Here is a 26,847-nt window from a genome sequence, read left to right as displayed (position 1 = left end):
ACAATATCATATGAAGCGCTATTGACGTAGAAGCTCAGCTTTCCCGGCGTCTTGCAACACCCAGTATTGCAGCGCTTCGCGAATGCCACGTGCGGCATCGGCGCGCCACTCACGCGAGGTCAGAAGCTTTCGGTCCCGTTCAGAGGACAGGAAGCCCAGCTCGATCAAAACCGACGGAATATCCGCCGCTTTCAGGACCGAGAACCCGGCCTGCATGCGCGGCGTCTTATAGGTCGATCCGGTGGCGCTGTGGATCCCCTCGACAAGGCTGTCTGCCAAATCCTCAGCGCGCGGTGCCGTGTCAGCCCGCGCCAAATCCATTAGCACCAATGCCACCGCATCATCCTGCTGCGACAGGTCTACACCCGCCAGAATATCGCTGCGATCATGACGCTCGGCCAGCTTGCGCGATGCCTCGTCGGAAGCCTCTTGCGACAGCGTGTACACGCTTGCGCCGGTCGCCCGCCCCTGCGCCAGAGCGTCAGCGTGCAGCGACAGGAAGACATCGGCGCCTGCCCGGCGGGCAATGGACACGCGCTCTTCCAGTGGCACAAACTCGTCGCGATCACGGGTCAGGACCACGTTGAAGCCTCCGGCGCGCACCAGTTCTTCCTTCAACTCACGCGCAAAGCGCATCATCAGATGGGCCTCGACCACACCATCCCGCTCGGCACCCGGGTCGATGCCGCCATGCCCGGGGTCCAGCACCACGGTCACATCACCCACTCCGCGCTGGCGTGTTTTGGGGGACGGCATGGGACGTGCGGGGCGGTCAAACAAGGCATCCTTGGGTGCCCCCGCCTTCGCGGCAAAATCCGCGCCCGAGACCGCCGCCAATTCAACGCGCAGGCGTGCGCCTTCGACACGCTGGGACACGCTCACCGGTTGTTCCTGCGTGGACAGGCCGGCCGACACCACTTCAACCGGCGCAGCCAACCCAAAAACGATCCGCGTCCAGCCGGGTCGGTAGAGCCCTGCATGAATGTCAGTAAACCAGTCGCCTTGCGCCAGAAGCAGAGGGATATCAATGCCCTGCCAGTTCAGCTCGGAGAAGTCCAGCACCAGACGTCGGGGGGCGTCCAAGGTGAACACGCGCCACGGCACCGCCTGCGTCATCGGCACTTCGATGGCAACACCGCGCCACCGGTCCTCGAGCGTGACGCCATCGCCTGCTAGGAAGGCCAAGCCGCTCAGCGTCGCCGGGGATTGCGTGGGAATGGTCAGAACAGGTGCGTCACTTCTCCGTGCCTCGGTTGTCTCCTGAACGGACGCGGCGCCGGGACGCGCCTTGGGGTGTAGCGAGGTTTCAGGCGCAAGATCGCTGGCTGCGGCCATCACAGGGCAGAGCACAGCCAGCATGGCGCATGCCAGCCAAGTCTTACATTTGCTTCCAAGCGTTTGAACGGTCATCTGTCCTGACTTCTTACTGCCCTGCCCCTTAGACGCAGCTTACTGCGCAGCGCGGCCCGCAGAGATGATATGTTGCATCTGGTCTAGTTCCATGAAGCCACGCGCCATAGTGTCCTGCATCACAAAGGCCGGCGTGCCGGTCACTTGCAGGCGTTTGCCCAGCTCGCGGTTCTCGGTCAGAACGCGCTGCACCTCGTCCGAGGACATACCCGCCGCGATGGCCGCGCCATCCAGTCCCAGATCGTCGGCCAGATCGACCAGGCGTTCCTCGGTCACATTGCCGCGCAGGGTAATCAGTTCGTTGTGCAGCGCCTCATAGGCCTCGGCACCGAATTGTTGCTGGGCGGAAATGGCGAATTGCGCCGACATCAGGCTGGCTTCGCTGAGGATTGGGAACTCTTTCAGGATCAGACGAATGTTGCCGTCGGCGGCCAGCAGATCTTGCAGCACGGTATGGGCCTTGCGGCAAAAGCCGCATTGGTAATCGACAAACTCGACAATCGTATAGTCGCCCTCCGGGTTGCCCATCACATGCGAGAACCCATCGTTGAAGATCGCCTCGGCATTGACCTGGACCAAGGTCTTGTCCTGCTCGACCTGCTCTTGCGCCTGACGCTGCTCCAACACGGCGAAGACCTCGATCATCACTTCGGGGTTTTCCAGAAGATAGGCGCGGATTTCGTCGCGCAAGGCGTTGCGTTCGTCATCCGACAGGTTGGTCATATCCAGCGCGCTGGCCGGCAGGGTCGTTGCTGCGATCATGGTTGCGGTCAAGGCAACTTTGCGCAGGGAAAAGGAAAAGGGCATGCGATCAGGATCCTGTCTGGGTGCCCCACAGGGGCTTTTATATTCAAAGTTAACTTGGATGTAATCTATGGCGCGCGTGCTGCCAACCATTGCGTCACGTCTGCGCACGGAACGGAGCCATTCTGCGCATGGAAAAGCCTTCGCAACGCCCCCACAGCCGCTTGACTTCACCGGAGGAGACAGGCAGGCAGACGACACGCTTGGGCACCGCCCTGCGCCGCCCAATTCTGCCGAGACCGCAATGAGGACCAGATGAGAAACTCGACCCGTGGTAACGTTGACCCCTTTATTGTCATGGACGTCATGGAAGCCGCCCGCGCCGCCGAGGCCGAGGGCCGACCCATCATTCATATGGAGGTCGGACAGCCGTCGACGCCCGCCCCCACCGCGGCGCGCACAGCTTTGGTCGACGCAATGGAACGCGACGCACTGGGATATACTGTCACACTGGGTCTGCCTGCCCTGCGCGAAGGTATCGCAAAGCTTTATAAAGACTGGTATAATATTGATCTGAACCCCGAACGCGTGGTGGTCACCCCCGGCAGCTCGGGCGCCTTCATTCTGGCCTTCACCGCGCTGTTCGATGCGGGCGACAAGGTCGGTCTGGGCGAGCCGGGCTACCCGTCGTATCGGCAAATTCTGAAGGCGCTGGACTTAACCCCGGTTGGGCTGCCCACCAAGCCTGAAAACCGCCTGCAACCGGTGCCGTCCGACATTCCCGACGGGCTTGCCGGGCTGATCACCGCCTCGCCCGCGAACCCGTCAGGCACCATGCTGGACCACGCCGCGCTGGAAGGGCTAATCGACACGTGTCGCGCCAAGAACACCAGCTTCATTGCTGACGAGATCTATCACGGTCTGCAATATGAAGACCGCGCCATTTCGGCGCTGGAAGTGTCCGATGACATCTACGTGATCAACAGCTTCTCGAAGTATTTCTCGATGACCGGGTGGCGTGTGGGTTGGATGGTGGTCCCCGAGGATCACATCCGCACGGTCGAGCGATTGGCCCAGAACATGTTCATCTGTCCGCCCCATGCCAGCCAGATCGCAGCCCTCGGCGCCCTAAATGCCCGAGACGAGCTGGACGCCAATCTAGCCACCTACCGGACCAACCGACAGCTTATGCTTGATGAGCTGCCCAAAGCAGGCTTCGACAAGATCGCTCCGCCGGACGGGGCGTTCTATATCTATGCCGATGTCAGCGACCACACGGATGACAGCCGCGCCTTCGCCGCTGAGATCCTCGAGAAAACCGACATCGCCGTCACCCCGGGCATAGATTTCGATCCCATTCGCGGCCACCAAACCCTGCGCTTTTCCTATGCCCGCTCGACCGAAGATATTCGCGAGGGGCTGACGCGTCTGAAGCGGTTCATGGAACAGCGCTGACATCGCTTTAAACACCATACGCCGCCAATACCCGTGTCTTGGACCTGGCACGTTAAGCGTCGCTAAATGATCGTCAGAAGAGCCCCAGATTGCTGGGGCTCTTCTCGCGTTCAGAGGATCCCGTTGGCGCGTTGAACCGCGCGCAGATATTTCACGATCTCAGCGATTTCGGCACGGGTGATGCCCTCGACCGGGGGCATGTTGCCAAATGGCCAGTGATGCGCGCGGACACCCAGTTCGGCAGCGCGGAAAAACGCGGCGTCCCCGTGATGCGACGGTTCATAAATCTTGTGGATCAGCGGCGGACCTGCCCCCTCTACCCCGCCGGCCGATGGCCCATGACAGGCCACACATTTCGCTGAGAACGCGCGGGCACCAATCGCAAAGTCATTGCCCAGTTCAGGCAGTGCCACTTGCACCATCTCAACCGGGGCCGCATCAGATTGGGACGTACTGTCAGACTGTTTGACCACAGGCGCATCAGGGGACGTGCCAAACCCGATCCACCCCGCCACTGCAATTCCGGCAACTGCCATAGCGCCATAGAAGTACGCTGATTTCATCTAGATCCCGTCCTTGTCCAAATGGTATTTGACCCAGCGATACGGGTTCCAGCAGGGGGAAGGTCAACGGTGAACCGGTGCAAACCGGCCTAGTCACGGGGATGTGATCAGGCGGTCTTACCCGCAGCCCACGCCCGCACCGCATCCCCGAACGCGGTAAACAACACGCGCGAGACCGGGTCATCCGCAGCGCGGTATTCCGGGTGCCACTGCACCGACAGCGTAAAGCCGGGCGCGTCCTTGATCACGATCGCCTCGGGCGTGCCGTCATCGGCGTGGCCTTCAATAATCACGCGTGGGCCCGAGGTCTTGATCCCTTGCCCGTGCAGCGTGTTGGTGCGCACAGTTTCGCCCAGCAGATCGCAAAACACCCCACCCTTGTCGAAATGCACGTCGTGACGGATCGCGAATTTCTCGTCCAGCGTTCCATCTGGCGGCATCCGGTGGTTCATCCGCCCCGGAAGCTCGCGGATTTCTGGATAAAGCGAGCCGCCCATCGCCACGTTGACCTCTTGAAAGCCCCGGCATATCCCGAAGAACGGCTGGCCGCGATCAACGCAGGCGCGGATCAGAGGCAGCGTGATCGCATCACGGCAGCGGTCAAATTCGCCATGCGCCTCGGTTTCATCCTCGCCATATTCCTCGGGGTGGACATTCGGACGCCCGCCGGTGAACAGGAAACCGTCACAGGTTTCGAGCAGTTCATCAACGGTGACAAAGCGCGGATCAGTGGGAACGATCAGGGGCAGACAGCCCGCGACCTGAGACACGGCCTCGGAATTCATCGTGCCGCCCGCATGGGTCGGATAGCTGTCATTCAACAGATAGGAATTGCCGATGATGCCGACGGTGGGGCGTTTCATGTGTGCTCCGCTTTCAACCTACTGAATGTGATTAAAGGAGCGTGCGCGGAAGTTCAAACCCCGTATTGTTCACGTTCCGCTGTGAGCGCGATCAACGCGCGCGCATCCCCTTCGCCGGTATTTTCATAGCTGTGGTCAAATCCCGCATCGAAATAGAACGCATCCTCCGTTGCGATGTCATATCGGCGGCCATGTACCCGGACGCTGACTTGCCCCTCCAGCACATAGATCAGCTCGACCCCAGCATGCGCATGGGCGGGTGCTGGTATCGCCCCTTCGGGGAATTCAGCAACGTATGCTTCCAAGGGGCGCCCTTTCACCGGGTAGTCGAGGCTTTCGAACAGATAGGCCACGCCATCGGGGCCATTCACTGGCAACCGCAATCGGTCAGAAGCGGGGATGAATTCACATACGGGCTGCGCATCTTCAGGGGCAAAGAAGTGGTCCAGCCCCACGCCGAAGACCAGAGAAATCCGCACCAGAGTGGGCAACGTTGGCACCAGAATCCCACGCTCCAATTTGGACAACATGCCCGCAGATAGCCCCGTATGTTCGCCCAACTGCGCCAGCCCCAAGCCCTTTTCACGCCGCAAGCGCTGCAATTTAGGGCCGATTCGATAGGCCTCGATCTGGTCGCTTAGGGTTTCTGACAACATTGGTCACCTTTGAACGTTGCATCTGGGTTAAGCATTGCAGGGGTATTTTCCCCATACGCAAGAAACATTCATATCACGAAAACGTGGGTTGGCGCCAGCCATTTTGCCAATGGATAAAATTTCTATCACGTCCGGCAAATCGGACTCACAACCCTAAAGGAGCTCACCATGTTCTCGAAACGTCCCAGTCTGAAACAGATCACCCTCGCCATAGCTGTAGCCATCACCCCGATGACCGCCGCACCTGCCTTCGCCAATGGCGGCGCCGATATTGTTGATACCGCTGTGTCAGCCGGCAGCTTCTCGACCCTTGCGGCCGCTTTGGGCGCGGCGGGCCTCGTTGAAACGCTGAAAGGTGACGGCCCGTTCACAGTCTTCGCCCCTACGGACGACGCCTTTGCCGCCCTGCCCGATGGCACGGTCGAGATGCTGCTTCAGCCCGAAAATAAGGACAAGCTGACCGCGATCCTGACCTATCACGTCGTCCCCGGCGCGGTCATGGCAAAGGATGTCATGGGGATTGATGCGGCCACGACAGTAAACGGTGCGGATGTGACCGTGAAGGTCGACGGCGATGCTGTGATGATCAACGGTGCAAAAGTTGTCGCCGCCGATGTCGCGGCCTCGAACGGCGTCATCCATGTCATCGACGCAGTATTGTTGCCCGACGCGATGTAACGCGTCAGGCTATGGATACCATTGCGAGGGGCTTATCCGTCAGGGGTAAGCCCCACGTTTTTAATCCCGACCGATCCGGCCTCGAGGTCATTCTCTGACGTGTCGCCAGTGACACCCACGGCCCCGATCACATCACCCGAGTCATTGCGCACCAGAATACCACCCGGCACCGGCACCAGCTTGCCCTCATAGGCCGCGCCGGCTGCCGCGATGAAGTAAGCCTGCGCCTCGGCGCGGTCGCGTTGCGCGGTGCCGCCGATGCCCAGCATGACCGAGCCATAGGCCTTGCCGCGTGCAATATCGAACCGACCGGGAGGCGCCCCGTCAGCACGCTCAAACGCCAGCACATGCCCGCCGGCGTCAACGACGACCACCGACAGCGGCTTCATGCCCTTTTCGCGGCCATAGGCCATCGTGTCGTGAATAATGACGCGTGCGGCGTCTTGTGTGATACGATCCATATCTTCCCTCAAGCCTCTGCTTTCTTTTCCAAGCGACGTGCATGCAGCACGGGCTCAGTATAACCCGACGGCTGCACACGGCCCTTGAACACAAGGTCGCAGGCGGCATGAAATGCCACACCATCAAAGCCGGGTGCCATCGGTTGATAGCTGGGATCACCCGCATTCTGTTCATCGACCTTCACAGCCATCTTGCGCAGAGCGGCCATCACCTCGTCTTCCGAGACAACACCGTGATGCAGCCAGTTCGCCAGCGCTTGGCTGGAGATCCGGCAGGTCGCACGGTCTTCCATCAGGCCCACGTCGTGAATGTCCGGCACTTTCGAGCAACCAACACCTGCATCCACCCAGCGCACCACATAGCCCAGAATACCTTGAGCGTTGTTTTCGATTTCTTCGCTGATCTCGGTTTCGGACCAGTTCACACCCGCGGCCACAGGGATCGTCAGCAGATCTTCCAGCGTGCCACGCGCACCGCCGTCCAGAAGCTCCTCCTGACGGGCCAGCACATCCACTTGGTGGTAATGCGTGGCATGCAGGGTTGCAGCCGTCGGGCTGGGCACCCAAGCACAGTTCGCGCCCGACATCGGGTGACCAATCTTCTGGTCCAGCATATCCGCCATCCGATCCGGCGCGGCCCACATGCCTTTGCCGATCTGCGCCCGCCCCTTCAGGCCGCAAGCCAGACCGATATCCACGTTGCGATCCTCGTAAGAGGCAATCCACGCAGCATTCTTCATGTCGCCCTTGCGGATCATCGGACCCGCTTCCATCGAAGTGTGAATTTCATCCCCGGTGCGGTCAAGGAAACCTGTATTGATGAAGGCCACGCGGTGTTTCGCGGCGCGGATGCATTCCTTCAGGTTCGCCGAGGTACGACGTTCTTCGTCCATGATGCCCAGCTTCACAGTGTGACGCGGCAGGCCCAACAGCGTCTCGACCCGATCAAAGATTTCGTCCGCAAAGGCGACCTCTTGCGGACCGTGCATCTTGGGTTTCACGACGTAGACCGATCCGGTGACCGAGTTTCCGCCATCCCGCTTCAGATCATGCATGGCGCAGAGCGTGGTGACCACAGCATCCATCATCCCCTCGGGCACTTCCGCACCATCAGGCAGCAAGATCGCCGGGTTGGTCATCAAGTGACCCACGTTGCGCACCAGCATCAGGGCGCGGCCCTTCAGCGTGACCTCGCCATCGGGGCCATCGAACGTCAGGTCGTCATTCAGTTTCCGCTCGAACGTTTTGCCGCCCTTCGAGACCTCTTCTGACAGAGTTCCGTCCATCAGACCCAGCCAGTTCGAATAGGCCAGCACCTTGTCATCGGCATCCACCGCAGCCACACTGTCTTCGCAATCCATGATCGCGGACATGGCGCTTTCCAGTCGAACATCCGACAGCCCCAACGGGTCCGATGCACCGATTTCGGTCGTGTCGTCGAATTCAAGGACGATCTTCAAGCCATTGTTTTCATAAAAGAAGAGTTGATCACGCCCCCCCAAGAACTGGCCGGGGTTGGCCAAGGCAGGCGGCGTGTTTCCGATCCGCATGGCTTCGGCCCAGCTGCCATCGGCCAGCGGCAGAACACCGTCCAGAAAACTTTTGGCGGCTGCGATCACACGGGCACCGCGGGCCGGGTTATAGCCCTTTCCCTCGGGCAGATCGCCCAAAGCATCCGTGCCATAAAGCGCATCATAGAGGCTTCCCCAACGCGCATTCGCCGCGTTCAGCGCGTAGCGTGCATTCATGATCGGCACCACAAGCTGCGGACCGGGGATCGACGCGATTTCGGGATCGGTGTTTTCGGTCTCGATGGCGAAGTCCGGCCCTTCCGGCACCAGATATCCGATCTGTTCCAAAAAGGCGCGGTATGCAGCGGCGTCGTGGGGCTGACCCGCGCGGGCCTTATGCCAGTCATCCAACTGGCGCTGGAGCTCTGCGCGCTTTTCAAGCAGAGCGCGGTTCTTCGGGGCCAGATCGGTCAGGATCTGCGCGAAACCGGTCCAGAACGTGTCTTGATCCAGCCCAGTATCGACCAGTGCTCGTGTTTCCAAAAACTGGCTCAGTTCGCGATGAACCTGAAGCCCTGCCCGTTCAATATAGTCGCTCATGTCGAAACCCTTCGTATACCTCTGCATGCATCCATAGAGTTTCCGATGCGAAACAGATGCGCAAGTGTGTTTATTTTGACCTCGGTTAAGGATCACTTATCTGACCCCCCCCACAAAGGACTGTATGGCGGGCTTGCAGCCCTGCCCCTGCACGAATAGGTTTCGGGTCTGGACTCAAGCCTGAAGGATTTCTGATGAAAGACGCAGCCCCCCAACCGATCTATCTGGCCGACTATACGCCCCCCGCTTACCTGGTCGACGGGGTTGAGCTGGTCTTTCACCTGCACCCCACCGCGACGCGGGTGATATCGAAGATCCGCTTTACGCCGAACCCGAACGCCGCATCCAAGGAGTTTTTCCTGCATGGAGAAGGCCTTACCCTGATCCGCGCCGCGATTGATGGTACGGGGATCACGCCCGAACTGGTCGACGGCGGGCTGAAAGCAGACGTGCCTGGCGCGCCTTTCGTTTGGGAAACCGAGGTCGAAATCAGCCCTGAAACCAACACCGCCTTGGAAGGGCTTTACATGTCGAACGGCATGTATTGCACCCAGTGCGAGGCTGAGGGCTTCCGTCGCATCACCTATTACCCCGACCGCCCCGACGTCATGGCCCCCTTCAAGGTGCGCATTGAAGGCCGTGACCCGGTGATGCTGTCCAACGGCAACCCCGTCGCTTCGGGCGATGGCTGGGCGGAATGGGACGACCCATGGCCCAAGCCCGCCTATCTGTTCGCGTTGGTCGCAGGCGAGCTGGTCGCACGCGATGACAGCTTCACCACCATGTCCGGCAAGGATGTGGACTTGAAACTGTGGGTCCGCCCGGGTGACGAGGGCAAGACCGCATTCGGGATGCAGGCGCTGAAGGACTCGATGAAATGGGATGAAGAGGTTTACGGGCGCGAATACGATCTCGACATCTTCCAGATCGTCGCCGTGTCCGACTTCAACATGGGCGCGATGGAGAACAAGGGGTTGAACATCTTCAACACCTCGGCGGTTCTGGCCTCACCCGAAACGTCCACGGACCCGAATTTCGAACGGATCGAGGCCATCATCGCCCACGAGTATTTCCACAACTGGACCGGCAACCGCATCACCTGTCGCGACTGGTTCCAGTTAAGCCTAAAAGAAGGGCTGACCGTGTTCCGCGATCAGCAGTTCTCGGGCGATATGCGGTCCGAAGCGGTGTGCCGGATCAACGACGTATCCGCCCTGCGCGGGCGGCAATTCCGCGAAGACAACGGCCCGTTGGCACACCAAGTGCAGCCCGACAGCTTTGTCGAGATCAACAATTTCTACACGGCCACGATCTATGAAAAAGGGGCCGAGCTGATCCGCATGATGAAGGTGTTGGTGGGTGATGACGCCTATGACAAAGCGCTCGATCTGTATTTTGATCGTCACGATGGCGAAGCCGCAACGATCGAAGATTGGGTCAAAGTCTTTGAAGACAGCACCGGACGCGACCTGACGCAGTTCCGCCACTGGTACAAACAGGCCGGCACGCCGCGCGTTGCTGTATCGGAAGACTGGGTCGACGGCACCTATACGCTGACCTTCAAACAATCGACGCCGCCTACCCCGGGACAGGACGAGAAACTGCCGCAGCATATTCCGCTGGCCGTTGGTCTTCTGGGCCCTAATGGTGACGAGGTACAGCCCACGCAAATCCTTGAGATGACCGAGGCGGAGCAAAGCTTCACCTTCGAGGGGCTGGCGGCGAAGCCCGTGCCCTCGATCCTGCGCCACTTCTCGGCCCCTGTGATTTTGGAACGCGAAACCTCGGCCCAGGAACGCGCCTTCCTGCTGGCCCATGACACCGACCCGTTCAACAAATGGGAAGCGGGCCGGACGCTGGCAAAGGACGTGTTGATCGCCCTGATCACCGGGGAAGACGCCCCGCTGGATGACTATCTGCATGCCATCGCCGTCATGCTGCGCGACGAAAGCCTTGATCCCGCCTTCCGCGCGCTGACCCTTGGCCTGCCCGGTCAGGACGATCTGGCGCAGACCCTGTTTGACGCGGGCGTCACCCCCGACCCGATGAAGATCTATCGCGCCAAGCAAACGCTTTGGCAGGCAATGGCCGAGCATCTGCAGGACCTTTTGCCCCGCCTGATGGCCGAGATGGAGGTAACCGAACCGTTCCAACCCAATGCCGAGCAAGCGGGCAAACGCGCGCTGGGTCTGGGCCTGATGAACCTGCTGAACCGTCTGGACGGTGGTTCGGCGGCGCAAGCGCTGTATGACCGGGCCGACAATATGACTTTGCGACTGGGCGCGCTTGGCTTCTTGCTACAAGCCCAAAAAGGCGACGCAGCGCTGGCCGACTTCCGGACACGCTTCGAGGCCGATGAACTGGTGATGGACAAATGGTTCGCCATGCAGGTGACCCATTCCGCGCCCGAAGACACGGCTGATATCGTTGCAAAACTGACCGAAGACAGCGCCTTCAACTGGAAGAACCCGAACCGTTTCCGCGCGGTCTTTGGCGCCTTCATCATGAACCCGGCGGGCTTCCACAACGCCTCGGGCGAAGGGTACAAGCTGTTTGCCGATTGGCTGATCAAGCTGGATCCGGTGAACCCGCAAATCACCGCGCGCATGTCCTCGGGGTTCGAGACATGGCGCCGCTATGACGCGGATCGTCAGGCGATGATGAAAGAGCAGATCGAGCGGGTGCTGGCCACCGAAGGGCTCAGCCGTGACAGTCAGGAAATGCTTGGCCGGATCCTGAACGGGTAAGCCAAAAGAAAAGGGCGGGATCAATCCCGCCCTTTTCTATTTCGACAGCCCAAAAGTCTGTCTATGGAGTATTCGATCCGGGCTTAGCCGGTGGTGCAGTAGTTCTGCTCGCGCACCCATTCGCGCATATGCTCGCGCTTGCGTTTGGAATGGAACGGGCCCCAATCGGCGGCCACGCCTTTCATCCCGCGCGACACCACGTTATCCCGCGGCACGGTCACGGCCATGATGCGCACAGCACAGCTGAGGTTCATTTCACCGTTTTTCAGCGCCTCACCCGAGCGTGCTTCGCAGCCATAGCCGCGTGCGGTCGCGGGCAGGATCTGAACCAGACCGTACCACTTGCCGCCGCCACCGACAGCCGTCTGGCGCCATGTGCTTTCATAGAAGGATAGCGTGGACAGAAGGCCCGCCCAGAACGCGTTGCGCCCCGCGGTGTCCTGATTTTCGTAATCCGGGCACCACTCGGCGATATCTGCTGGCACGATTTCCGCCAGCACAGTTCCGTGATTTTCCAATGCAGCGATGGTCGCGTCGGTCCAGGCTTTTGCCTGCGGCTTCTCATCCCACTGCATAGTCAGTACTGGCTGACGCGCTGCGCGCGTGCCAAAAAAATCTTCGGCCAGAGCAGCGTCCGACAGCATCACTGTCGCCACAAGGCCCATCATAATCCGTTTCATTTTTCCCACCTACATTTGGTACAGACGTTCCCCCCGGTGTCTGATCAGAAGCAAATAAGACCGTTGGTTGCGTATTGCAACACTTTTTTCGCTGCACCGCAGCAATGCGCCATGACTTGCCGATATGCCTTATTTGCAAGGCTGGTATGCATTCTAGTTCACACGTGTAATAAATCGAATACTATAGGTATGTTAGCATATTTTCCGCACCGCAGCATATCCACACTCACCATCCAATCCCCTATCTGGCCGACGCGACTGCCCTCTTGCCCCTTCTGGTCACCTCAACTAGAACCCGGACAGGTTTTGACACTTGGGAAAACACACATGCTTGATCATCTCGCCTATGAAAGCCCGCAGCCGAAAGTGATTGCAGGGGCGAAGGAAGACTGGGAACTGGTCATCGGGATGGAAATCCACGCTCAGGTCAGCTCGAACGCGAAGCTGTTTTCGGGCGCATCGACCAAGTTCGGGGCCGAGCCGAACTCGAACGTGGCTTTCGTGGATGCGGCCATGCCCGGCATGCTGCCCGTGATCAACGAATATTGTGTGGAACAGGCCGTGCGTACAGGACTGGGCCTGAAAGCCGAGATCAACCTGTTCTCGGCCTTTGACCGCAAGAACTATTTCTATCCGGATCTGCCGCAGGGCTATCAGATTTCGCAGCTGTATCACCCCATCGTGGGCGAAGGCGAAGTGATCGTGGATATGGGCCCCGGTGTCGCCCGCAAGGTCCGTATCGAGCGTATTCACCTTGAACAGGACGCCGGTAAATCCGTGCACGACATGGACCCGAACATGTCCTTCGTCGACCTGAACCGCACCGGCGTCGCGCTGATGGAAATCGTGTCGCGCCCCGACATTCGCGGTCCTGAAGAGGCCGCCGCCTATGTCACTAAGATGCGCCAGTTGCTCCGCTATCTGGGCACTTGTGATGGCAACATGCAGAACGGCAATATGCGCGCGGACGTGAACGTCTCGGTCTGTCGTCCGGGCCAATACGAGAAATACATGGAAACGCAGGACTTCGACCATCTGGGCACGCGGTGCGAGATCAAGAACATGAACTCGATGCGCTTCATTCAGGCCGCGATTGACTTCGAGGCCCGTCGCCAGATCGCAATTCTGGAAGATGGTGGTGAGGTCGTTCAGGAAACCCGTCTCTATGACGCGGACAAGAACGAAACCCGCTCGATGCGTTCGAAGGAAGAAGCACACGACTATCGCTACTTCCCCTGCCCCGATCTGTTGCCGCTGGAAATTGAGCAGGACTGGGTCGACGACATCGCCAAGACCCTGCCCGAGCTGCCGGACGAAAAGAAAGCCCGTTTCGTGACCGAATTCGGTCTGTCGGAATATGACGCCGACGTTCTGACCGCCGAAGCCGAAAACGCCGCCTTCTTCGAGGCAGTCGCCGAAGGCAATGACGGTAAGCTGGCCGCAAACTGGGTGATCAACGAGCTGTTTGGCCGTTTGAAGAAAGAAGATCACTCGATCACCGAAAGCCCGGTCAGCCCGGCGCAGTTGGGTGGCATCATCAAACTGATCTCCAAGGGGGACATCTCGGGCAAGATCGCCAAGGATCTGTTCGAAATCGTCTATACCGAAGGCGGCGACCCGGCCGAGATCGTAGAAGCCCGCGGCATGAAGCAGGTGACTGACACCGGCGCCATCGAAACCGCCGTGGACGAGGTGATCGCCGCCAACCCCGCTCAGGTCGAGAAAGCCAAACAGAACCCGAAACTGGTTGGTTTCTTCGTCGGGCAGGTGATGAAAGCCACCGGCGGCAAGGCCAACCCGAAGGCGGTGAACGAAATCGTGACGGCCAAGCTGGGCCTCTGATTTCAAACGACAATTTATGATGAAGGCCCCTCTCTGGGGCCTTTGCCATTTCTCTAACCCGCGATTGCGCGAACACACGGGTGATAAGATGACGGAACTGAAAACGGAACGCCGCTCTGAGCTTTTGATGCCTGCGGGCAACTTGCGAAAGCTGAAAATGGCGGTGCTATATGGCGCGGACGCGGTCTATCTGGGCACGCCGGATATGTCGCTGCGCACCAAGTCTCAATTCTCGCTGGAAGAGGTGATCGAGGGGGTCGAGTTCTGCCATGCCCATGGTCGGCGCGCCTATCTGACGCTGAACCTGTTCAGCCATAACAAAGACATCCCGAAACTGGACGAGTACATCGATACGGTCCGCAAAGTGAAGCCCGACGGGTTGATCATCGCAGATCCCGGCGTGTTCCAATATGTGCGCACCCGCGCGCCAGAACTGCCGCTGCACATCTCGACTCAGGCCAACGTGTGCTCGTGGTTGTCGGTGAAATTCTGGGAAGATCAGGGTGCCGAGCTAGTCGTTCTGGCCCGCGAAGTGTCCTACCCCGAGCTGGTCGAAATTCGTGAAGAATGCCCGGATGTTAAGCTTGAGGCCTTCGTGCATGGCGCGATGTGCATGACCTATTCCGGTCGCTGCCTGCTGTCCAACTTCATGGCCGAACGCGGCGCAAACCAAGGCAACTGTGCGAACTCGTGTCGTTGGAACTATGGCGTGCGGATGCGTCTGAAGGACGGCACAATCGAAGACCTGAACATCACCGAAGACAACGCCGATATGTTCGAGTTCCTACTGGAAGAAGGCTGCCGCCCCGGTGAATTCATGCCGATCGAAGAAGACGGGCGTGGATCCTACATCCTGAACTCGCGCGATCTGTGCATCATGCCGAAGCTGGATGAGTATCTGAAAATCGGCGTCGACAGCCTGAAGGTCGAAGGACGCGGCAAGTCGGAATACTACTGCGCCATCGTCGCCCGCGCCTATCGCATGGCGATTGATGACTACTATGCGGACCCGGAAAACTGGGATCCGAAACCTTACATGCGCGAGCTTGAGGCCGTTGGAAACCGTGGCTACACGCTGGCTTTCCACGAGGGACGTCTGACCAATTATGCCCATGATTATGAGCACACCGCGTCGCTCGCCCAATGGGAATATGCGGGCGTCGTGACAGATGTGACCGAGGACGCGTTCCTCGTCGAAGTGAAGAACAAACTGGAAGCCGGTGAGGTGCTGGAGTTCATCTCGCCCATCGCGCGCGACACCGTATTGCTGCGCATGTACGAGTTCGAAGACCACCACAAGGGCGACATCAAAGAGGTCGTCCATGGCAGCACCAAGACCACCATCCGCGTGCCATTTGCGCTGTTCGATCACGAGGATCTGGACGATCTGAAAGCCCGCTTCCCGGCCTTTACTGTGTTGCGCAAGGAAAAGGCACTGACCGATGAGCAATGGAAGCGCATCCGCTTTGACAAGCTGACGCAAGGGCTTGAAATGTCGGGGAAAGAGAACACCAAGGCGTATGAAAAGCGCCGTGATGATCTAGCGGACGCGATTGCCGAAGATGGGCGTGAAACCCGTCTGAAAACCAACCGCGTTGGCACGGATGGCTGCTGTGGTAAGGGCTGCAATGGCTGCCTGATCTTCTGGCAGGGTGATGAGTATGCCCGCGCCCGCGAGGTGCTGTTGAAGCGCAAGCAAGGCGAACAACTGTCCCGCGCCGAAGCGGCTGCCTTGAAGCAGGACACGCCGCCACGTCTGGTGGGGTAAGCGGACCGGGGCAATCCGCCACCCGCGCCATCCCCTCTTGGCGCTTATGCCGAAAACCATCTATACGGCCTAAAGCCGGAGAAATTGAAAAGGTCAGTCCATGACTCAGTACGAATACCAAGTGATCCCCGCCCCGCGCAAAGGCAAGAAGGCCCGTGGCGTAAAAGGGTCCGAGGCCCGTTTTGCCCTCGCCATTCAGGATGTGCTGAACGAGGCCAGCGCGGATGGTTGGGAGTATCTGCGCACGGATACGCTGCCCAGCGAGGAACGCTCGGGCCTGACCGGGCGCGCGACGGTGTATCAGAACATGCTGGTGTTCCGCCGCGCGATCGAGGATCGGACAGACGAACAGGCAGCAGATGCAGATTTCGCCGCTGTGACAGCGCTGGCAGATGAGGATACCGAGGCCGAGGGGAACAACGCGCCAAGCTTGCCGTCCGCCACGGCAGCGAATGAAGCCAGCGACGCGGCTCCCAGCATCGAACGCGATGAACGTTAAGCCGAAAGTCTTAGCCTGAAATCTCAAGCGCCAAGGCGTGAATCTCGGACACCAGATCCGCGCCTAGCGCTTTGTGCACGGCACGATGGCGTGCGATGCGGGACATGTCGGCGAAACTTGGCGCACGGATGATCACGCGAAAATGGCTTTCACCGCCATCCTGATATCCAGCATGACCGCGATGCTGTTCGCTTTCATCAATGACTTCAAGATGTTCCGGGACAAACGCTTCGCTCAGCGCCTGATGAATTCGTTCCGTCCTGTTCATTTCTTGGCAGTTCCCTCTTCAATCCCGGTGAAAAAGCAGTAAACTCTCGGGTCCGAGTCGAAAAGAGAAGATTAAGATGCCCAACGACGATCCTTTTGGTTTTGACATGTCGGTCTCAGCGGCCAAGAAACGCAACCCGCGCGGCAAACGCGGGATGTCGGGCGCGTTCGAGACCTCGAAACGTGTGTGTGAACATGACGGCTGCACCGAGGCCGGAAAATACCGTGCGCCCCGCTCGCCCGATCATCTGGACGAGTTCAAGTGGTTCTGTAAGGACCACGTGCGCGAATATAATCTGAAGTGGAATTTCTTTGACGGGGCCACCGAAGACGAGATGAACGCGCAGGCCGACAAGGATCGCGTATGGGAACGTGAAACCAAGCCGATGGGCACCAAGGACGAGCAACGCGCCTGGGCCCGTTTGGGCGTGGACGACCCGCATCAGGTTCTGGGCGCAAACGCCACGCAGAACCCCGGCAAGTCGATCACCGGCACCCGCAAACTGCCGCCCACAGAGCGCCGCGCCATCGACATTCTGGAAGCCAAGGATCACTGGACCAAAGCCGAGATCCGCAAGTCCTATAAGAAGCTGATCAAGGTGCTGCACCCGGATATGAACGGCGGCGACCGGTCTCAGGAAGACCAGTTGCAGGAAGTTCGCTGGGCTTGGGATCAGATCAAAGAAAGCCGCAGCTTCAAGTAACGCCTACGCGCGTAACGATCCAAATACATGCATACACGCAGCGCGAAGTGGCCCAACCAGTCCCTTCGCGTTTCTTGTTTTTTTGACCTTTTGGTCAGACCAGACACGCTACGTCATTAGGGCCAGCTTTGCCCCGCGTCACCTTTTCCCCCCGCTTCCCCTTGCACGCGTGATCGTCATCGGGCATCACTTGCGCAACAACGTGCAATAAGCGCGCAATGCGGCGCGCGACAGAAGGATCACCGACATGGCAGACGGCACCCTGGATATGAACGCGAAACCGACCGAGGACATCTCGGTACGCGAGGTTTTCGGCATCGACAGCGACATGATGGTCAAAGGCTTTGCCGAGCGCACCAGCCGCGTGCCCGAGATCGACAGCACCTATAAGTTCGACCCGGACACCACGCTGGCCATTCTGGCGGGTTTCTCGCACAACCGCCGCGTGATGGTTCAGGGCTATCACGGCACGGGCAAATCGACCCATATCGAACAGGTTGCAGCCCGTCTGAACTGGCCTGCCGTGCGTGTGAACCTCGACAGCCACATCAGCCGGATCGACCTGATCGGTAAGGACGCCATCAAGCTGAAAGACGGGATGCAGGTCACCGAGTTCCAAGAAGGCATTCTGCCTTGGGCGCTGCGCAACCCGACCGCCATCGTGTTCGACGAATACGATGCAGGCCGCGCGGACGTGATGTTCGTCATCCAGCGTGTGCTGGAGCATGACGGTAAGCTGACCCTTCTGGACCAGAACGAGGTCATCACCCCCCACCCGTCCTTCCGCCTGTTCGCCACCGCGAACACTGTGGGTCTGGGCGACACGACCGGGCTGTATCACGGCGTGCAACAGATCAACCAAGCCCAGATGGACCGTTGGTCGCTGGTCGCCACGCTGAACTATCTGTCGCATGACGCGGAAACCAACATCGTGCTGGCGAAAAACCCGTTCCTGAACACCGAGCAAGGCCGCCAGACCGTCAGCCAGATGGTGACAGTTGCGGACCTGACCCGTACGGCCTTCATGAACGGCGATCTGTCGACCGTCATGAGCCCGCGGACCGTGATCAACTGGGCGCAAAACGCATCCATCTTCCGCTCGGTCGGCTATGCCTTCCGCCTGTCCTTCCTGAACAAATGTGACGAGTTGGAGCGCCAGATCGTGGCCGAGTTCTATCAGCGCTGCTTCGACGAGGAACTGCCGGAGAGCGCGGTGAGCATGAGCTTGGGGTGATTTCCAAGCGTTTGATATCAGCTTGCGCCGCCCGGTCGCCAGACCGGGCAGCGCCGACCCGCCCCCATGGGGCGGCGCTTATGCGCCACCCCGCGGGTCTTCACCGCCCTCATCGCGATGACGCGTTGAACCGTGGATCGATAGGCCAATAGAATGAAAAAACCCACCGACAACCCCGCTGATCCGTTCAAGAAAGCGCTGGCTGAGGCGACGAAGACGCTTGCCGACGAGCCAGAGCTGTCGGTCAGCTTTACGGTGGACCCCTCGGGCGTCAGCCGCGATGCGATGCGCCTGCCTCAGGTCACGCGGCGGATGACCAAGGACGAGGTGTTGTTGGCGCGCGGCACGGCGGATGCCTATGCCATGAAGCTGCGCTATCACGACGAGGCGATGCACGCGAAATACGCCCCGGCGGGCAACATGGCGCGTGACATTTACGAAGCGATGGAAACAGCGCGGTGCGAGGCACTTGGTGCGCGCGACATGCCGGGTACGGCGGGCAATATCGATGCCAAAATCGGGCACGAAGCTGACCGCGCGGGCTATGACCAGATCACCGCCGCTGCTGACGCCCCCCTGCCTGTAGCTGCCGGATACCTGATGCGCCATCTGGCGACGGGCCGCGATCTTCCCCCGGGCGCTGACAACGTGATGGGCCTGTGGCGCGACTTTATCGAAGCGCAATGTGGCGAGCATCTGGACGACCTGACCGGCGCTTTGACGGATCAGCAGCAGTTCTCGCGCTTTGCCCGCCAGATCATCGAGGATCTGGGTTATGGCGACCAGCTGGGCGATGACCCAGATGCCGAAGACGACGAGAACGAGGACGAGGCGCAGCCCGAAGACGACGAAGCGCAGGACGATCCGAACTCGGAACAGTCGCCCGAGGAAGACGAGGCCGAAGCCGATCCCGAACGTGCACAAGAAGAACAGATGGATCCGTCCGAGGCGCAGGTCACCATTGATGACATGGCCGAGGATGAGGTGGGCGACGAGGCCGAAATGCCCGACGCGGACGCCCCGCCCGAACCGCCTACGCCTCAGCCCGCATCGGATGCGGACCCGGACTATCTGGTCTTCCACAACGAGCATGACGAAGAGGTCATGGCCGAGGACTTGGCGGAACCAGCCGAGTTGGAACGTCTGCGCGCCTATTTGGACCAGCAGTTGGAGCCCTTGAAGGGCGCGGTTTCGCGTCTGGCCAACAAGTTGCAACGCCGTCTGCAGGCCCAGCAGAACCGCTCGTGGCTCTTCGACCTTGAAGAAGGCATTCTGGATGCCGGTCGTCTGGCCCGTGTGGTCGCAAACCCGACCACGCCGCTGTCCTTCAAACAGGAAAAAGACACCGAGTTCCGTGACACCGTCGTGACGCTGCTTCTGGATAACTCGGGCTCGATGCGTGGGCGTCCGATCTCGATCGCGGCGATCTGTGCCGATGTTCTGTCGCGCACGCTGGAGCGTTGTCAGGTTAAGGTCGAGGTTCTGGGCTTCACCACGCGCGCCTGGAAAGGCGGGCTGGCACGCGAGAAATGGCTGGCCGATGGCCGCCCGCAACAGCCGGGTCGCCTGAACGATCTGCGCCACATCATCTATAAGAAGGCCGACGCCCCGATGCGCCGCACCCGGGACAATCTGGGCCTGATGATGAAAGAGGGTCTTCTGAAGGAAAACATCGACGGCGAGGCGCTGGAATGGGCGCACCGCCGGATCACAGCGCGGCCTGAACAGCGCAAAATCCTGATGGTGATTTCGGATGGGGCGCCGGTGGACGATTCAACCCTGTCCGTTAACCCCGCGAATTATCTGGAAAAACACCTGCGCGACGTGATCGAGATGGTCGAGAAACGCAAACAGGTCGAGCTGCTGGCCATCGGGATCGGGCATGACGTGACGCGGTACTATGAACGCGCTGTCACGATCACCGATGCGGAACAACTGGCCGGTGCGATCACCGAACAGCTGGCCGCGCTCTTCGACAGCGACCCACGCGCCCGCGCCCGTGTGATGGGGATCAAGAAAGCCATCTGACCCCCTTTTCACCGCGGTCGTTTCGCGGCATGTTGCGCCCCACACGCGCCCGCCCTTCGCGGGCGTGTTTTTTTAGTGCCACCCGATTTCGGAGACAGAGATGTTCCAGACCTTCACCACCACCGCCGATCCAAGCAAAGGGGCCGCCCGTTTGGAGCGCCTGCGCCGTGCGATGGGGATGAAAGGATTGGACGGGTTCTTTGTCCCCCGCGCGGATGCCCATCAGGGCGAATATGTTGCTGACTGCGATGCGCGGCTTGCGTGGCTGACCGGGTTCACGGGCTCGGCCGGGTTCTGCATCGCTTTGAAGGACGTGGCTGGGATTTTCGTCGATGGACGCTATCGCGTGCAAGTACGAGAACAGGCCGATATGGCCGCGTTTACACCTGTCGATTGGCCCGAAGTGCAACCGGGTAATTGGCTGAAAGAGCAAATCTCAGGCAAGGCACGGATTGGGTTTGATCCGTGGCTGCACACGAAATCTGAAATCGAAAAGATTGAGAAAGCGCTAGATGGCACCGGCGTCACGCTGGTTCCCACCGACAATCTGGTTGATCAAATCTGGGACGAGCGCCCTGCCCCTCCGTCCGGCAAGATCATTGAACAGCCCCTTGAATTCGCAGGGCAATCCAGCGCGGCAAAACGTGGCGAGCTGGCGGACGAGCTGTTGGCAAAGGGGCAGAAAGCATGCGCCATCACGCTGTCTGACAGCATCGCGTGGCTTCTGAACATCCGCGGTGATGACATCCCCTGCATTCCGGTCGTGCAGGGTTTTGCGATCTTGGGTGATGATGCCTCGGTGCAGTTCTTCGCCACGGAAGGACGGACGGTTGAGATCCGCTTTGATGCAGACGTCTCGTTGCATCCGATCCGTGATTTCCAAACTGCGCTGAAACGTCTAGATGGCCCGGTGCGCGTCGACCGCGCCTCGGCCCCCTATGCGGTGTGGCAGATCCTGACGGATGCCGGAATCCAGATCGACTGGGCCGAAGATCCCGCAATCCTGCCCAAAGCACAGAAAAACCCGACCGAGCTGAAAGGTGCCCGTGCCGCGCAGCTGCGAGATGCGGCTGCTGTGGTCGAGTTTCTGGCATGGTTTGAGGCGTCCGAGAAAACCAGCCTGACCGAGATTGATCTGGTCAAACAACTGGAAGAAAAGCGCCGGGCCACCAATGCGTTGATGGACATCTCGTTCGAGACCATCGCAGGCGCTGGTTCCAATGGCGCGATCATGCACTACCGCGTGACCGAGGATACGAACCGCACATTGGAAGATGGCAATCTGGTGGTTCTGGACAGCGGCGGGCAGTATCGCGACGGCACCACTGACATCACCCGCACTCTGAGCGTGGGCGACGTAGGTCAGGACGAAAGACGCTGCTTTACCCGCGTGTTGCAAGGTATGATTGCCCTGTCGCGCACCTATTTTCCGAAAGGCCGTACGGGCCGTGACCTTGACCCGATTGCCCGCTACCCGCTGTGGGCCGCGCATCAGGATTTCAACCACGGAACAGGGCATGGCGTTGGTGCCTATCTGTCCGTGCATGAGGGGCCGCAGCGGTTCTCGCCCATCTCAGACACCGAGCTTCTGCCCGGTATGATCCTGTCTAACGAGCCCGGATATTATCGCAACGGTGCCTTCGGCATTCGCTTGGAAAACCTAGTCGTGGTGCAGAAAGCGCCGACGCCGCCGGGTGGAGACCGCGAACGCGAGATGTTGAACCTCGAAACCCTGACCTATGTGCCCCTCGACACCTCGCTGGTCGTGCTCGACATGTTGTCGGGGGAAGAGCGCGCATGGCTGAACGCCTATCACGCCAAGACACTGGATTTGCTGAGCACTCAGGTGTCTGACGCTGCGTTGCAATGGTTGAAACGCGCTTGCGCGCCAATTTGACACGCGCTTTTTACACAGGATCTGTTAGGGTGCCGCAAAATCGTACGGGGAAAGTAAGACAATGACCGATAACATCATCATTCGCGCCGCTGAAGGCAAATGGACCGTACGTGCCGGAGGCGCCGTAATCGGGGAAAGCCGTGACGCGCTTGAGGTGAAGGAAGGCGATCTGCCGCCGGTGATCTATTTCCCGCGCGGAGATATTGCGATGGCGTTTCTGGATGATAGCGCCACTGTCACGACCTGCCCCTACAAGGGCGAGGCGAAGCACTTCTCGATCCAGACAAAATCGACCGTGATCGAGGATGCAGCCTGGTCATATGACGCACCGATCGAGGATCTTGAGCAGATCAAGGGCCATGTGGCGTTCTATGGCGATAAGGCCACCGTGGCGCGTACCTAAGCCCGCTTTTCAGTCTTTTTCAGGGTAAGAGAGCTTGCCGCCCCCAACCGGGGCGGCAACGCCTGTGGTGCTGGGACCCGAGGTCGGAAGGCCGCGCGCGACACGTACGGCCAGATAGGCGAAGGCCTGTGCTTCCAGCATATCTCCGTCCAGTCCGGTGTCGTCGATATCCTGCACCGGAACGGACAGACGCGCGGAAAGTTCCTGCATGATGGCTGCGTTCTTACGGCCTCCGCCGGTGACCAACAAGCGTGTTGGCGGACTGGGGCAATGGGTCATACCTTGCGCCACAACTTCGGCAGCACAGGCGGCCAGCGTGCGGGCCGCGTCGGCGTCACTCAGATCGGACACTGCGGGCAGCAATTCCGGAAACTGGTCACGGTCGAGCGACTTGGGCGGTTGGCGCGTGAAATAGGGATGCTCCAAAAAGGCCTGCACGATGCCCTCGTCCGCGGTGCCAGAAAGCGCCAGCGCGCCGCCCTGATCCAAGGCCTTGCCGCGCCGCGCCAGCATCAGATCGTTGATCGGCGCATTCGCGGGACCGGTATCAAAGGCAAGACAGGTATTGGAGGCCTCGGGTGTTTCAATGCGCGGCTCCACCCAGGTGACATTGCCCACGCCCCCGAGGTTTAAGAAGGCAATCGGCGCATCCGCCCCGATGAACCGCGCGCAGGCGTGGTGGAAAAAGGGGGCCAGCGGAGCACCTTCGCCCCCTTGGGACACGTCTTCGCTGCGGAAATCCCAGACCACCGGCACGTTTAGAGCATCGGCCAGCACCTGCCCATCGCCGGCTTGATGCGTACGTCCACCCTCTGGATCATGGGCCAGTGTTTGTCCGTGATAACCCAGCAGATCCGCATCGTGACCGGCCAGCAGCGTGCGCGCCAAGGCGATATGCGCCGCCTCGCTTACCTGTGCGGCGGGTGTCACGCCCGGCCCGTCCGGCCATTGCCCGAGAGCCGCGCGCAGGTCGGTTCTCTGGTCATCGGAATAGTCCGCATAGGTGCTTGGACCGAAGGCCTGAATGCGGATGCCGTCGGTCTGAACCAGTGCGGCGTCCACCCCGTCCAGCGAGGTGCCGGACATCATCCCCAAGGCCCAGATTGCCCCTGCCTTAGACCCAATCACATCCGCCATCGCCAACACGCTCTTTCCCTTTTCGCAGCCCCCGTCTATACGGAAACCCAACGAAAGATAGGATGGACCGAAATACGATGACCTACCACCCGAAATCCGACTTCATGCGTGTGATGATCGAGCGCGGCTTTCTGGCCGATTGCACCGATTATCAGGCGCTGGACGAAGCTTTGGTTGAAGGTGTCGTTCCGGCCTATATCGGCTTTGACGCCACCGCAAAATCGCTGCATGTGGGGTCGCTGATCCAGATCATGATGCTGCGCTGGCTTCAGAAGACCGGCCACCAGCCGATCACCCTGATGGGCGGCGGCACGACCAAGGTGGGCGACCCGTCCTTCCGCGCAGATGAGCGTCCGCTGCTGACGCCGGACCAGATCGACGACAACATCGCGGGCATCAAGAAGGTGTTTGCCAGCTATATCGACTATGACAGCGAAGGCCCGACCAAGGCGCTGATGCTGAATAACGCCGAGTGGCTGGACGATCTGAACTACCTCGATTTCCTGCGCGACATCGGGCGGCATTTCTCGGTCAACCGGATGCTGTCGTTTGAAAGCGTGAAATCGCGTCTGGATCGCGAGCAGAGCCTGAGCTTTCTTGAGTTCAACTACATGATCCTGCAGGCCTATGACTTCCTCGAGCTGAACCGCCGCTATGGCTGCCTTCTGCAGATGGGCGGCTCGGACCAGTGGGGCAATATCGTGAACGGGATCGACCTGACCCGCCGCGTGCTGGACAGCCAGATTTTCGGCCTGACCTCGCCGCTGCTGACCACTTCGGACGGCAAGAAGATGGGCAAGTCGCTGAACGGCGCGATCTGGCTGAACGCAGACATGCTGTCACCCTACGAGTTCTGGCAGTTCTGGCGCAACACAACGGATGCAGATGTTGGCCGGTTCCTGAAGCTCTACACCGAGCTTCCGATCGAGGAATGCGAACGTCTGGGTGCACTGGAAGGTCAGGCGATCAACGACGCCAAGATCATTCTGGCCAACGAAGTAACCACGCTGGCCCATGGGGGCGAGGCGGCCGCCGCTGCCGAGGCCACTGCACGTGAAGTGTTCGAGAAGGGTGGCACGGGCGACGACCTGCCGACCGTGGCGCTGTCTGCGGCGGATCTGGCGGATGGGATCTCGATCATTCAGCTGTTCGTGAAGGCAGGTCTGGTGAAATCGGGCAAGGAAGCCAAGCGCTTGATCGCTGAAAACGGTGCCAAGGTGAATGATGAAGCCTTGACCGACGTTCGGATGATTGGCGCGGATGAGTTGGCCGAGCCTATGAAGCTGTCGGCGGGCAAGAAGCGTCACGCGCTGGTGGTTCTGGAAGGCTGATCCCGTGGGTGCTGACGGGGGCTCACGATGTGAGCCTGAGGGGCTCTGCCCCTCTGCGCTTTGCGCATTCACCCCGGGATATTTATCGCAAGAAAATGAGGGGCGTAGACATGGATTGTCGCGCCCTTTTTTCGTTGCTAGGGTCGGCCTGAAATTTCGCGAAAGAGGCTTGAGATGCTTTTGAACCCCAATCTTGGCAACACGTTCTCGCCCCCGGTGATGGAGGCGCGGCGCTGGTTGGAGGGCAAGAGCTTTTCGCCCGAACAGCCCCTGATCAATGTCAGCCAAGCCGCCCCCGTGGATCCGCCCCCCGAAGCGATGCGCGAGGCGATGGCGGATGCGGTTCTCCGCCTGCCGGAAACCCACCTTTACGGGCCGGTTTTGGGGCTTCCGGCCCTGCGTGACGAGCTGGCGTTTAACATCAACCGGCACTATGGCGCGGATGTCTCGTCGCAGAACGTGGCAATCACCTCGGGCTGCAATCAGGCCTTTGCGGCGACGATTGCCACTCTGGCCGCACCGGGGGATGAGGTCATTCTGCCAACCCCTTGGTATTTCAACCATAAAATGTGGCTCGATATGGGTGGGATTACCGCGGTGCCGCTGGCAACTGGCGCGGATCTGTTGCCGGCCCCGGACAAGGCAGCCACGCTGATCACGCCACGCACACGCGCGATTGCACTGGTGACGCCCAACAATCCGACCGGGGTGGAATACCCCGCCGAGCTGATTGCCGCCTTCCGCGATCTTGCACGCGCCCGCGGGATTGCCCTGATCATAGACGAAACCTATCGCGATTTTCACAGCAAGGAGGGCACACCGCATGACCTTCTGTCTGATCCCGATTGGGACGACACGGTCATTCAGCTGTACTCGTTCTCGAAATCCTATCGCCTAACCGGCCACCGGGTTGGGTCGGTTTTGACCTCGCCCGCTCGTTTGGCCGAGATCGAGAAATTCTTAGACACCGTCACCATCTGTCCCGCGCAACTAGGACAGCACGCGGCGCTCTGGGGATTGCGCAATCTGGACGAATGGTTGGCGGGCGAGCGGATCGAAATTCTATCCCGTACCCAAGCCATGCGCGACGGGTTCGCACCCTTGGCCGCGCGCGGGTGGAAATTGATGGGTTGCGGGGCGTATTTTGCCTATCTGCAGCACCCGTTCGACATGCCCTCGGACAAGCTGGCACAGGCTTTGGTCGATCAAGCTAGCTTGTTGGCCTTGCCCGGCACAATGTTCACTCCAAAAGGCGACAAAAGCGGGGCACAGCAGATGCGGGTGGCCTTTGCCAACATCGATGCCGCGGGCATTCAGACCGCTCTGAACCGACTGGCAGCATTTCAACCCTAATCACCTGTGCAGGGCG

General features: G+C 59.9%; 23 protein-coding genes. 13 read left to right on the top strand and 10 right to left on the bottom strand.

Features of this window, described 5'->3' with window-relative positions; genetic code table 11:
- Window positions 1–18: 18 nt before the first annotated feature.
- Window positions 19–1,359 (bottom strand): N-acetylmuramoyl-L-alanine amidase, encoded by a 1,341-nt coding sequence (locus G0Q00_RS01175; RefSeq protein ID WP_239058292.1) that lies wholly within the window; start codon window positions 1,357–1,359, stop codon window positions 19–21.
- Window positions 1,360–1,449: 90 nt separating this feature from the next.
- Complete coding sequence (locus tag G0Q00_RS01170; protein WP_239058291.1) at window positions 1,450–2,172, bottom strand: DsbA family protein; 723 nt, start codon at window positions 2,170–2,172, stop codon at window positions 1,450–1,452.
- A gap of 297 nt (window positions 2,173–2,469) precedes the next feature.
- On the opposite strand from G0Q00_RS01170, the gene G0Q00_RS01165 reads away from it, so the two are divergent.
- Complete coding sequence (locus G0Q00_RS01165) at window positions 2,470–3,609, top strand: pyridoxal phosphate-dependent aminotransferase (RefSeq protein WP_163035601.1); 1,140 nt, start codon at window positions 2,470–2,472, stop codon at window positions 3,607–3,609.
- A gap of 110 nt (window positions 3,610–3,719) precedes the next feature.
- Here G0Q00_RS01165 and G0Q00_RS01160 read toward each other — a convergent pair whose 3' ends face one another.
- From G0Q00_RS01160 to G0Q00_RS01150, 3 genes are all read right to left on the bottom strand, one after another.
- On the bottom strand, window positions 3,720–4,172 hold the full coding sequence (locus G0Q00_RS01160; RefSeq protein ID WP_163035599.1) for a cytochrome c: 453 nt from the start codon (window positions 4,170–4,172) through the stop codon (window positions 3,720–3,722).
- A gap of 107 nt (window positions 4,173–4,279) precedes the next feature.
- Window positions 4,280–5,035 (bottom strand): gamma-glutamyl-gamma-aminobutyrate hydrolase family protein, encoded by a 756-nt coding sequence (locus tag G0Q00_RS01155; protein ID WP_163035598.1) that lies wholly within the window; start codon window positions 5,033–5,035, stop codon window positions 4,280–4,282.
- 53 nt (window positions 5,036–5,088) lie between these two features.
- Window positions 5,089–5,691, bottom strand: a complete 603-nt coding sequence (locus tag G0Q00_RS01150) for a helix-turn-helix domain-containing protein (protein ID WP_203564875.1) — start codon at window positions 5,689–5,691, stop codon at window positions 5,089–5,091.
- Window positions 5,692–5,859: 168 nt separating this feature from the next.
- On the opposite strand from G0Q00_RS01150, the gene G0Q00_RS01145 reads away from it, so the two are divergent.
- The gene (locus G0Q00_RS01145; RefSeq protein ID WP_203564874.1) at window positions 5,860–6,369 is read left to right on the top strand and encodes a fasciclin domain-containing protein; all 510 of its coding nucleotides are present in this window, start codon (window positions 5,860–5,862) and stop codon (window positions 6,367–6,369) included.
- 32 nt (window positions 6,370–6,401) lie between these two features.
- Here G0Q00_RS01145 and G0Q00_RS01140 read toward each other — a convergent pair whose 3' ends face one another.
- Together G0Q00_RS01140 and G0Q00_RS01135 are read right to left on the bottom strand one after the other, a co-directional pair.
- On the bottom strand, window positions 6,402–6,830 hold the full coding sequence (locus G0Q00_RS01140) for a heme-binding protein (RefSeq protein ID WP_163035596.1): 429 nt from the start codon (window positions 6,828–6,830) through the stop codon (window positions 6,402–6,404).
- An 8-nt stretch (window positions 6,831–6,838) separates the two neighbouring features.
- On the bottom strand, window positions 6,839–8,941 hold the full coding sequence (locus tag G0Q00_RS01135) for a malate synthase G (RefSeq protein ID WP_163035594.1): 2,103 nt from the start codon (window positions 8,939–8,941) through the stop codon (window positions 6,839–6,841).
- Window positions 8,942–9,135: 194 nt separating this feature from the next.
- Between G0Q00_RS01135 and pepN the strand changes: the two genes are divergently transcribed.
- Window positions 9,136–11,688 (top strand): aminopeptidase N, encoded by a 2,553-nt coding sequence (gene pepN / locus G0Q00_RS01130; RefSeq protein WP_163035592.1) that lies wholly within the window; start codon window positions 9,136–9,138, stop codon window positions 11,686–11,688.
- Between the two features lie 83 nt (window positions 11,689–11,771).
- Here pepN and G0Q00_RS01125 read toward each other — a convergent pair whose 3' ends face one another.
- The gene (locus tag G0Q00_RS01125) at window positions 11,772–12,368 is read right to left on the bottom strand and encodes a transglycosylase SLT domain-containing protein (RefSeq protein ID WP_239058290.1); all 597 of its coding nucleotides are present in this window, start codon (window positions 12,366–12,368) and stop codon (window positions 11,772–11,774) included.
- A 327-nt stretch (window positions 12,369–12,695) separates the two neighbouring features.
- On the opposite strand from G0Q00_RS01125, the gene gatB reads away from it, so the two are divergent.
- The 3 genes from gatB to G0Q00_RS01110 all read left to right on the top strand — a co-directional run bounded on the left by gatB (window position 12,696) and on the right by G0Q00_RS01110 (window position 16,477).
- Window positions 12,696–14,210, top strand: coding sequence for an Asp-tRNA(Asn)/Glu-tRNA(Gln) amidotransferase subunit GatB (gene gatB / locus G0Q00_RS01120; RefSeq protein WP_163035587.1), 1,515 nt, complete (start codon window positions 12,696–12,698; stop codon window positions 14,208–14,210).
- 88 nt (window positions 14,211–14,298) lie between these two features.
- Window positions 14,299–15,978 carry a U32 family peptidase C-terminal domain-containing protein gene (locus tag G0Q00_RS01115; protein WP_163035585.1) on the top strand — a complete coding sequence of 560 codons (1,680 nt, stop codon included), beginning with the start codon at window positions 14,299–14,301 and terminating at the stop codon, window positions 15,976–15,978.
- A gap of 100 nt (window positions 15,979–16,078) precedes the next feature.
- Window positions 16,079–16,477 (top strand): DUF4177 domain-containing protein, encoded by a 399-nt coding sequence (locus G0Q00_RS01110; RefSeq protein ID WP_163035583.1) that lies wholly within the window; start codon window positions 16,079–16,081, stop codon window positions 16,475–16,477.
- A gap of 10 nt (window positions 16,478–16,487) precedes the next feature.
- Here G0Q00_RS01110 and G0Q00_RS01105 read toward each other — a convergent pair whose 3' ends face one another.
- Window positions 16,488–16,745: a BolA family transcriptional regulator gene (locus G0Q00_RS01105; RefSeq protein ID WP_163035581.1), complete on the bottom strand. Its 258-nt coding sequence runs from the start codon at window positions 16,743–16,745 to the stop codon at window positions 16,488–16,490.
- Between the two features lie 76 nt (window positions 16,746–16,821).
- Here G0Q00_RS01105 and G0Q00_RS01100 point away from each other — a divergent pair, with 76 nt between their 5' ends.
- From G0Q00_RS01100 to G0Q00_RS01080, 5 genes are all read left to right on the top strand, one after another.
- On the top strand, window positions 16,822–17,448 hold the full coding sequence (locus G0Q00_RS01100) for a DnaJ domain-containing protein (RefSeq protein ID WP_163035579.1): 627 nt from the start codon (window positions 16,822–16,824) through the stop codon (window positions 17,446–17,448).
- Window positions 17,449–17,695: 247 nt separating this feature from the next.
- Window positions 17,696–18,682, top strand: coding sequence for a cobaltochelatase subunit CobS (cobS, locus tag G0Q00_RS01095; RefSeq protein ID WP_163035577.1), 987 nt, complete (start codon window positions 17,696–17,698; stop codon window positions 18,680–18,682).
- Between the two features lie 153 nt (window positions 18,683–18,835).
- Complete coding sequence (cobT, locus tag G0Q00_RS01090) at window positions 18,836–20,710, top strand: cobaltochelatase subunit CobT (protein WP_163035575.1); 1,875 nt, start codon at window positions 18,836–18,838, stop codon at window positions 20,708–20,710.
- 100 nt (window positions 20,711–20,810) lie between these two features.
- Complete coding sequence (locus tag G0Q00_RS01085; protein ID WP_163035573.1) at window positions 20,811–22,607, top strand: aminopeptidase P family protein; 1,797 nt, start codon at window positions 20,811–20,813, stop codon at window positions 22,605–22,607.
- A gap of 61 nt (window positions 22,608–22,668) precedes the next feature.
- On the top strand, window positions 22,669–23,010 hold the full coding sequence (locus G0Q00_RS01080) for a DUF427 domain-containing protein (RefSeq protein ID WP_163035571.1): 342 nt from the start codon (window positions 22,669–22,671) through the stop codon (window positions 23,008–23,010).
- 9 nt (window positions 23,011–23,019) lie between these two features.
- Here G0Q00_RS01080 and G0Q00_RS01075 read toward each other — a convergent pair whose 3' ends face one another.
- Window positions 23,020–24,147 (bottom strand): anhydro-N-acetylmuramic acid kinase, encoded by a 1,128-nt coding sequence (locus G0Q00_RS01075; RefSeq protein ID WP_163035570.1) that lies wholly within the window; start codon window positions 24,145–24,147, stop codon window positions 23,020–23,022.
- Between the two features lie 77 nt (window positions 24,148–24,224).
- Here G0Q00_RS01075 and tyrS point away from each other — a divergent pair, with 77 nt between their 5' ends.
- Window positions 24,225–25,478 carry a tyrosine--tRNA ligase gene (tyrS, locus tag G0Q00_RS01070; protein WP_163038210.1) on the top strand — a complete coding sequence of 418 codons (1,254 nt, stop codon included), beginning with the start codon at window positions 24,225–24,227 and terminating at the stop codon, window positions 25,476–25,478.
- Between the two features lie 174 nt (window positions 25,479–25,652).
- Window positions 25,653–26,831, top strand: coding sequence for an aminotransferase (locus G0Q00_RS01065; RefSeq protein ID WP_163035568.1), 1,179 nt, complete (start codon window positions 25,653–25,655; stop codon window positions 26,829–26,831).
- The last annotated feature ends 16 nt before the right edge of the window (window positions 26,832–26,847 follow it).

It is taken from the genome of Aliiroseovarius sp. PrR006 (assembly GCF_010500215.1).
Classification (GTDB): domain Bacteria; phylum Pseudomonadota; class Alphaproteobacteria; order Rhodobacterales; family Rhodobacteraceae; genus Aliiroseovarius.
This window is presented reverse-complemented; position numbering and strand designations above follow the sequence as displayed.

Coding starts and splice junctions, on each gene's coding strand:
- G0Q00_RS01175 (WP_239058292.1), bottom strand. CDS start 1,359: ATGCTGGCTGTGCTCTGCCCTGTGATGGCCGCAGCCAGCGATCTTGCG.
- G0Q00_RS01170 (WP_239058291.1), bottom strand. CDS start 2,172: ATGATCGCAGCAACGACCCTGCCGGCCAGCGCGCTGGATATGACCAAC.
- G0Q00_RS01165 (WP_163035601.1), top strand. CDS start 2,470: ATGAGAAACTCGACCCGTGGTAACGTTGACCCCTTTATTGTCATGGAC.
- G0Q00_RS01160 (WP_163035599.1), bottom strand. CDS start 4,172: ATGAAATCAGCGTACTTCTATGGCGCTATGGCAGTTGCCGGAATTGCA.
- G0Q00_RS01155 (WP_163035598.1), bottom strand. CDS start 5,035: ATGAAACGCCCCACCGTCGGCATCATCGGCAATTCCTATCTGTTGAAT.
- G0Q00_RS01150 (WP_203564875.1), bottom strand. CDS start 5,691: ATGTTGTCAGAAACCCTAAGCGACCAGATCGAGGCCTATCGAATCGGC.
- G0Q00_RS01145 (WP_203564874.1), top strand. CDS start 5,860: ATGTTCTCGAAACGTCCCAGTCTGAAACAGATCACCCTCGCCATAGCT.
- G0Q00_RS01140 (WP_163035596.1), bottom strand. CDS start 6,830: ATGGATCGTATCACACAAGACGCCGCACGCGTCATTATTCACGACACG.
- G0Q00_RS01135 (WP_163035594.1), bottom strand. CDS start 8,941: ATGAGCGACTATATTGAACGGGCAGGGCTTCAGGTTCATCGCGAACTG.
- pepN (WP_163035592.1), top strand. CDS start 9,136: ATGAAAGACGCAGCCCCCCAACCGATCTATCTGGCCGACTATACGCCC.
- G0Q00_RS01125 (WP_239058290.1), bottom strand. CDS start 12,368: ATGAAACGGATTATGATGGGCCTTGTGGCGACAGTGATGCTGTCGGAC.
- gatB (WP_163035587.1), top strand. CDS start 12,696: ATGCTTGATCATCTCGCCTATGAAAGCCCGCAGCCGAAAGTGATTGCA.
- G0Q00_RS01115 (WP_163035585.1), top strand. CDS start 14,299: ATGACGGAACTGAAAACGGAACGCCGCTCTGAGCTTTTGATGCCTGCG.
- G0Q00_RS01110 (WP_163035583.1), top strand. CDS start 16,079: ATGACTCAGTACGAATACCAAGTGATCCCCGCCCCGCGCAAAGGCAAG.
- G0Q00_RS01105 (WP_163035581.1), bottom strand. CDS start 16,745: ATGAACAGGACGGAACGAATTCATCAGGCGCTGAGCGAAGCGTTTGTC.
- G0Q00_RS01100 (WP_163035579.1), top strand. CDS start 16,822: ATGCCCAACGACGATCCTTTTGGTTTTGACATGTCGGTCTCAGCGGCC.
- cobS (WP_163035577.1), top strand. CDS start 17,696: ATGGCAGACGGCACCCTGGATATGAACGCGAAACCGACCGAGGACATC.
- cobT (WP_163035575.1), top strand. CDS start 18,836: ATGAAAAAACCCACCGACAACCCCGCTGATCCGTTCAAGAAAGCGCTG.
- G0Q00_RS01085 (WP_163035573.1), top strand. CDS start 20,811: ATGTTCCAGACCTTCACCACCACCGCCGATCCAAGCAAAGGGGCCGCC.
- G0Q00_RS01080 (WP_163035571.1), top strand. CDS start 22,669: ATGACCGATAACATCATCATTCGCGCCGCTGAAGGCAAATGGACCGTA.
- G0Q00_RS01075 (WP_163035570.1), bottom strand. CDS start 24,147: ATGGCGGATGTGATTGGGTCTAAGGCAGGGGCAATCTGGGCCTTGGGG.
- tyrS (WP_163038210.1), top strand. CDS start 24,225: ATGACCTACCACCCGAAATCCGACTTCATGCGTGTGATGATCGAGCGC.
- G0Q00_RS01065 (WP_163035568.1), top strand. CDS start 25,653: ATGCTTTTGAACCCCAATCTTGGCAACACGTTCTCGCCCCCGGTGATG.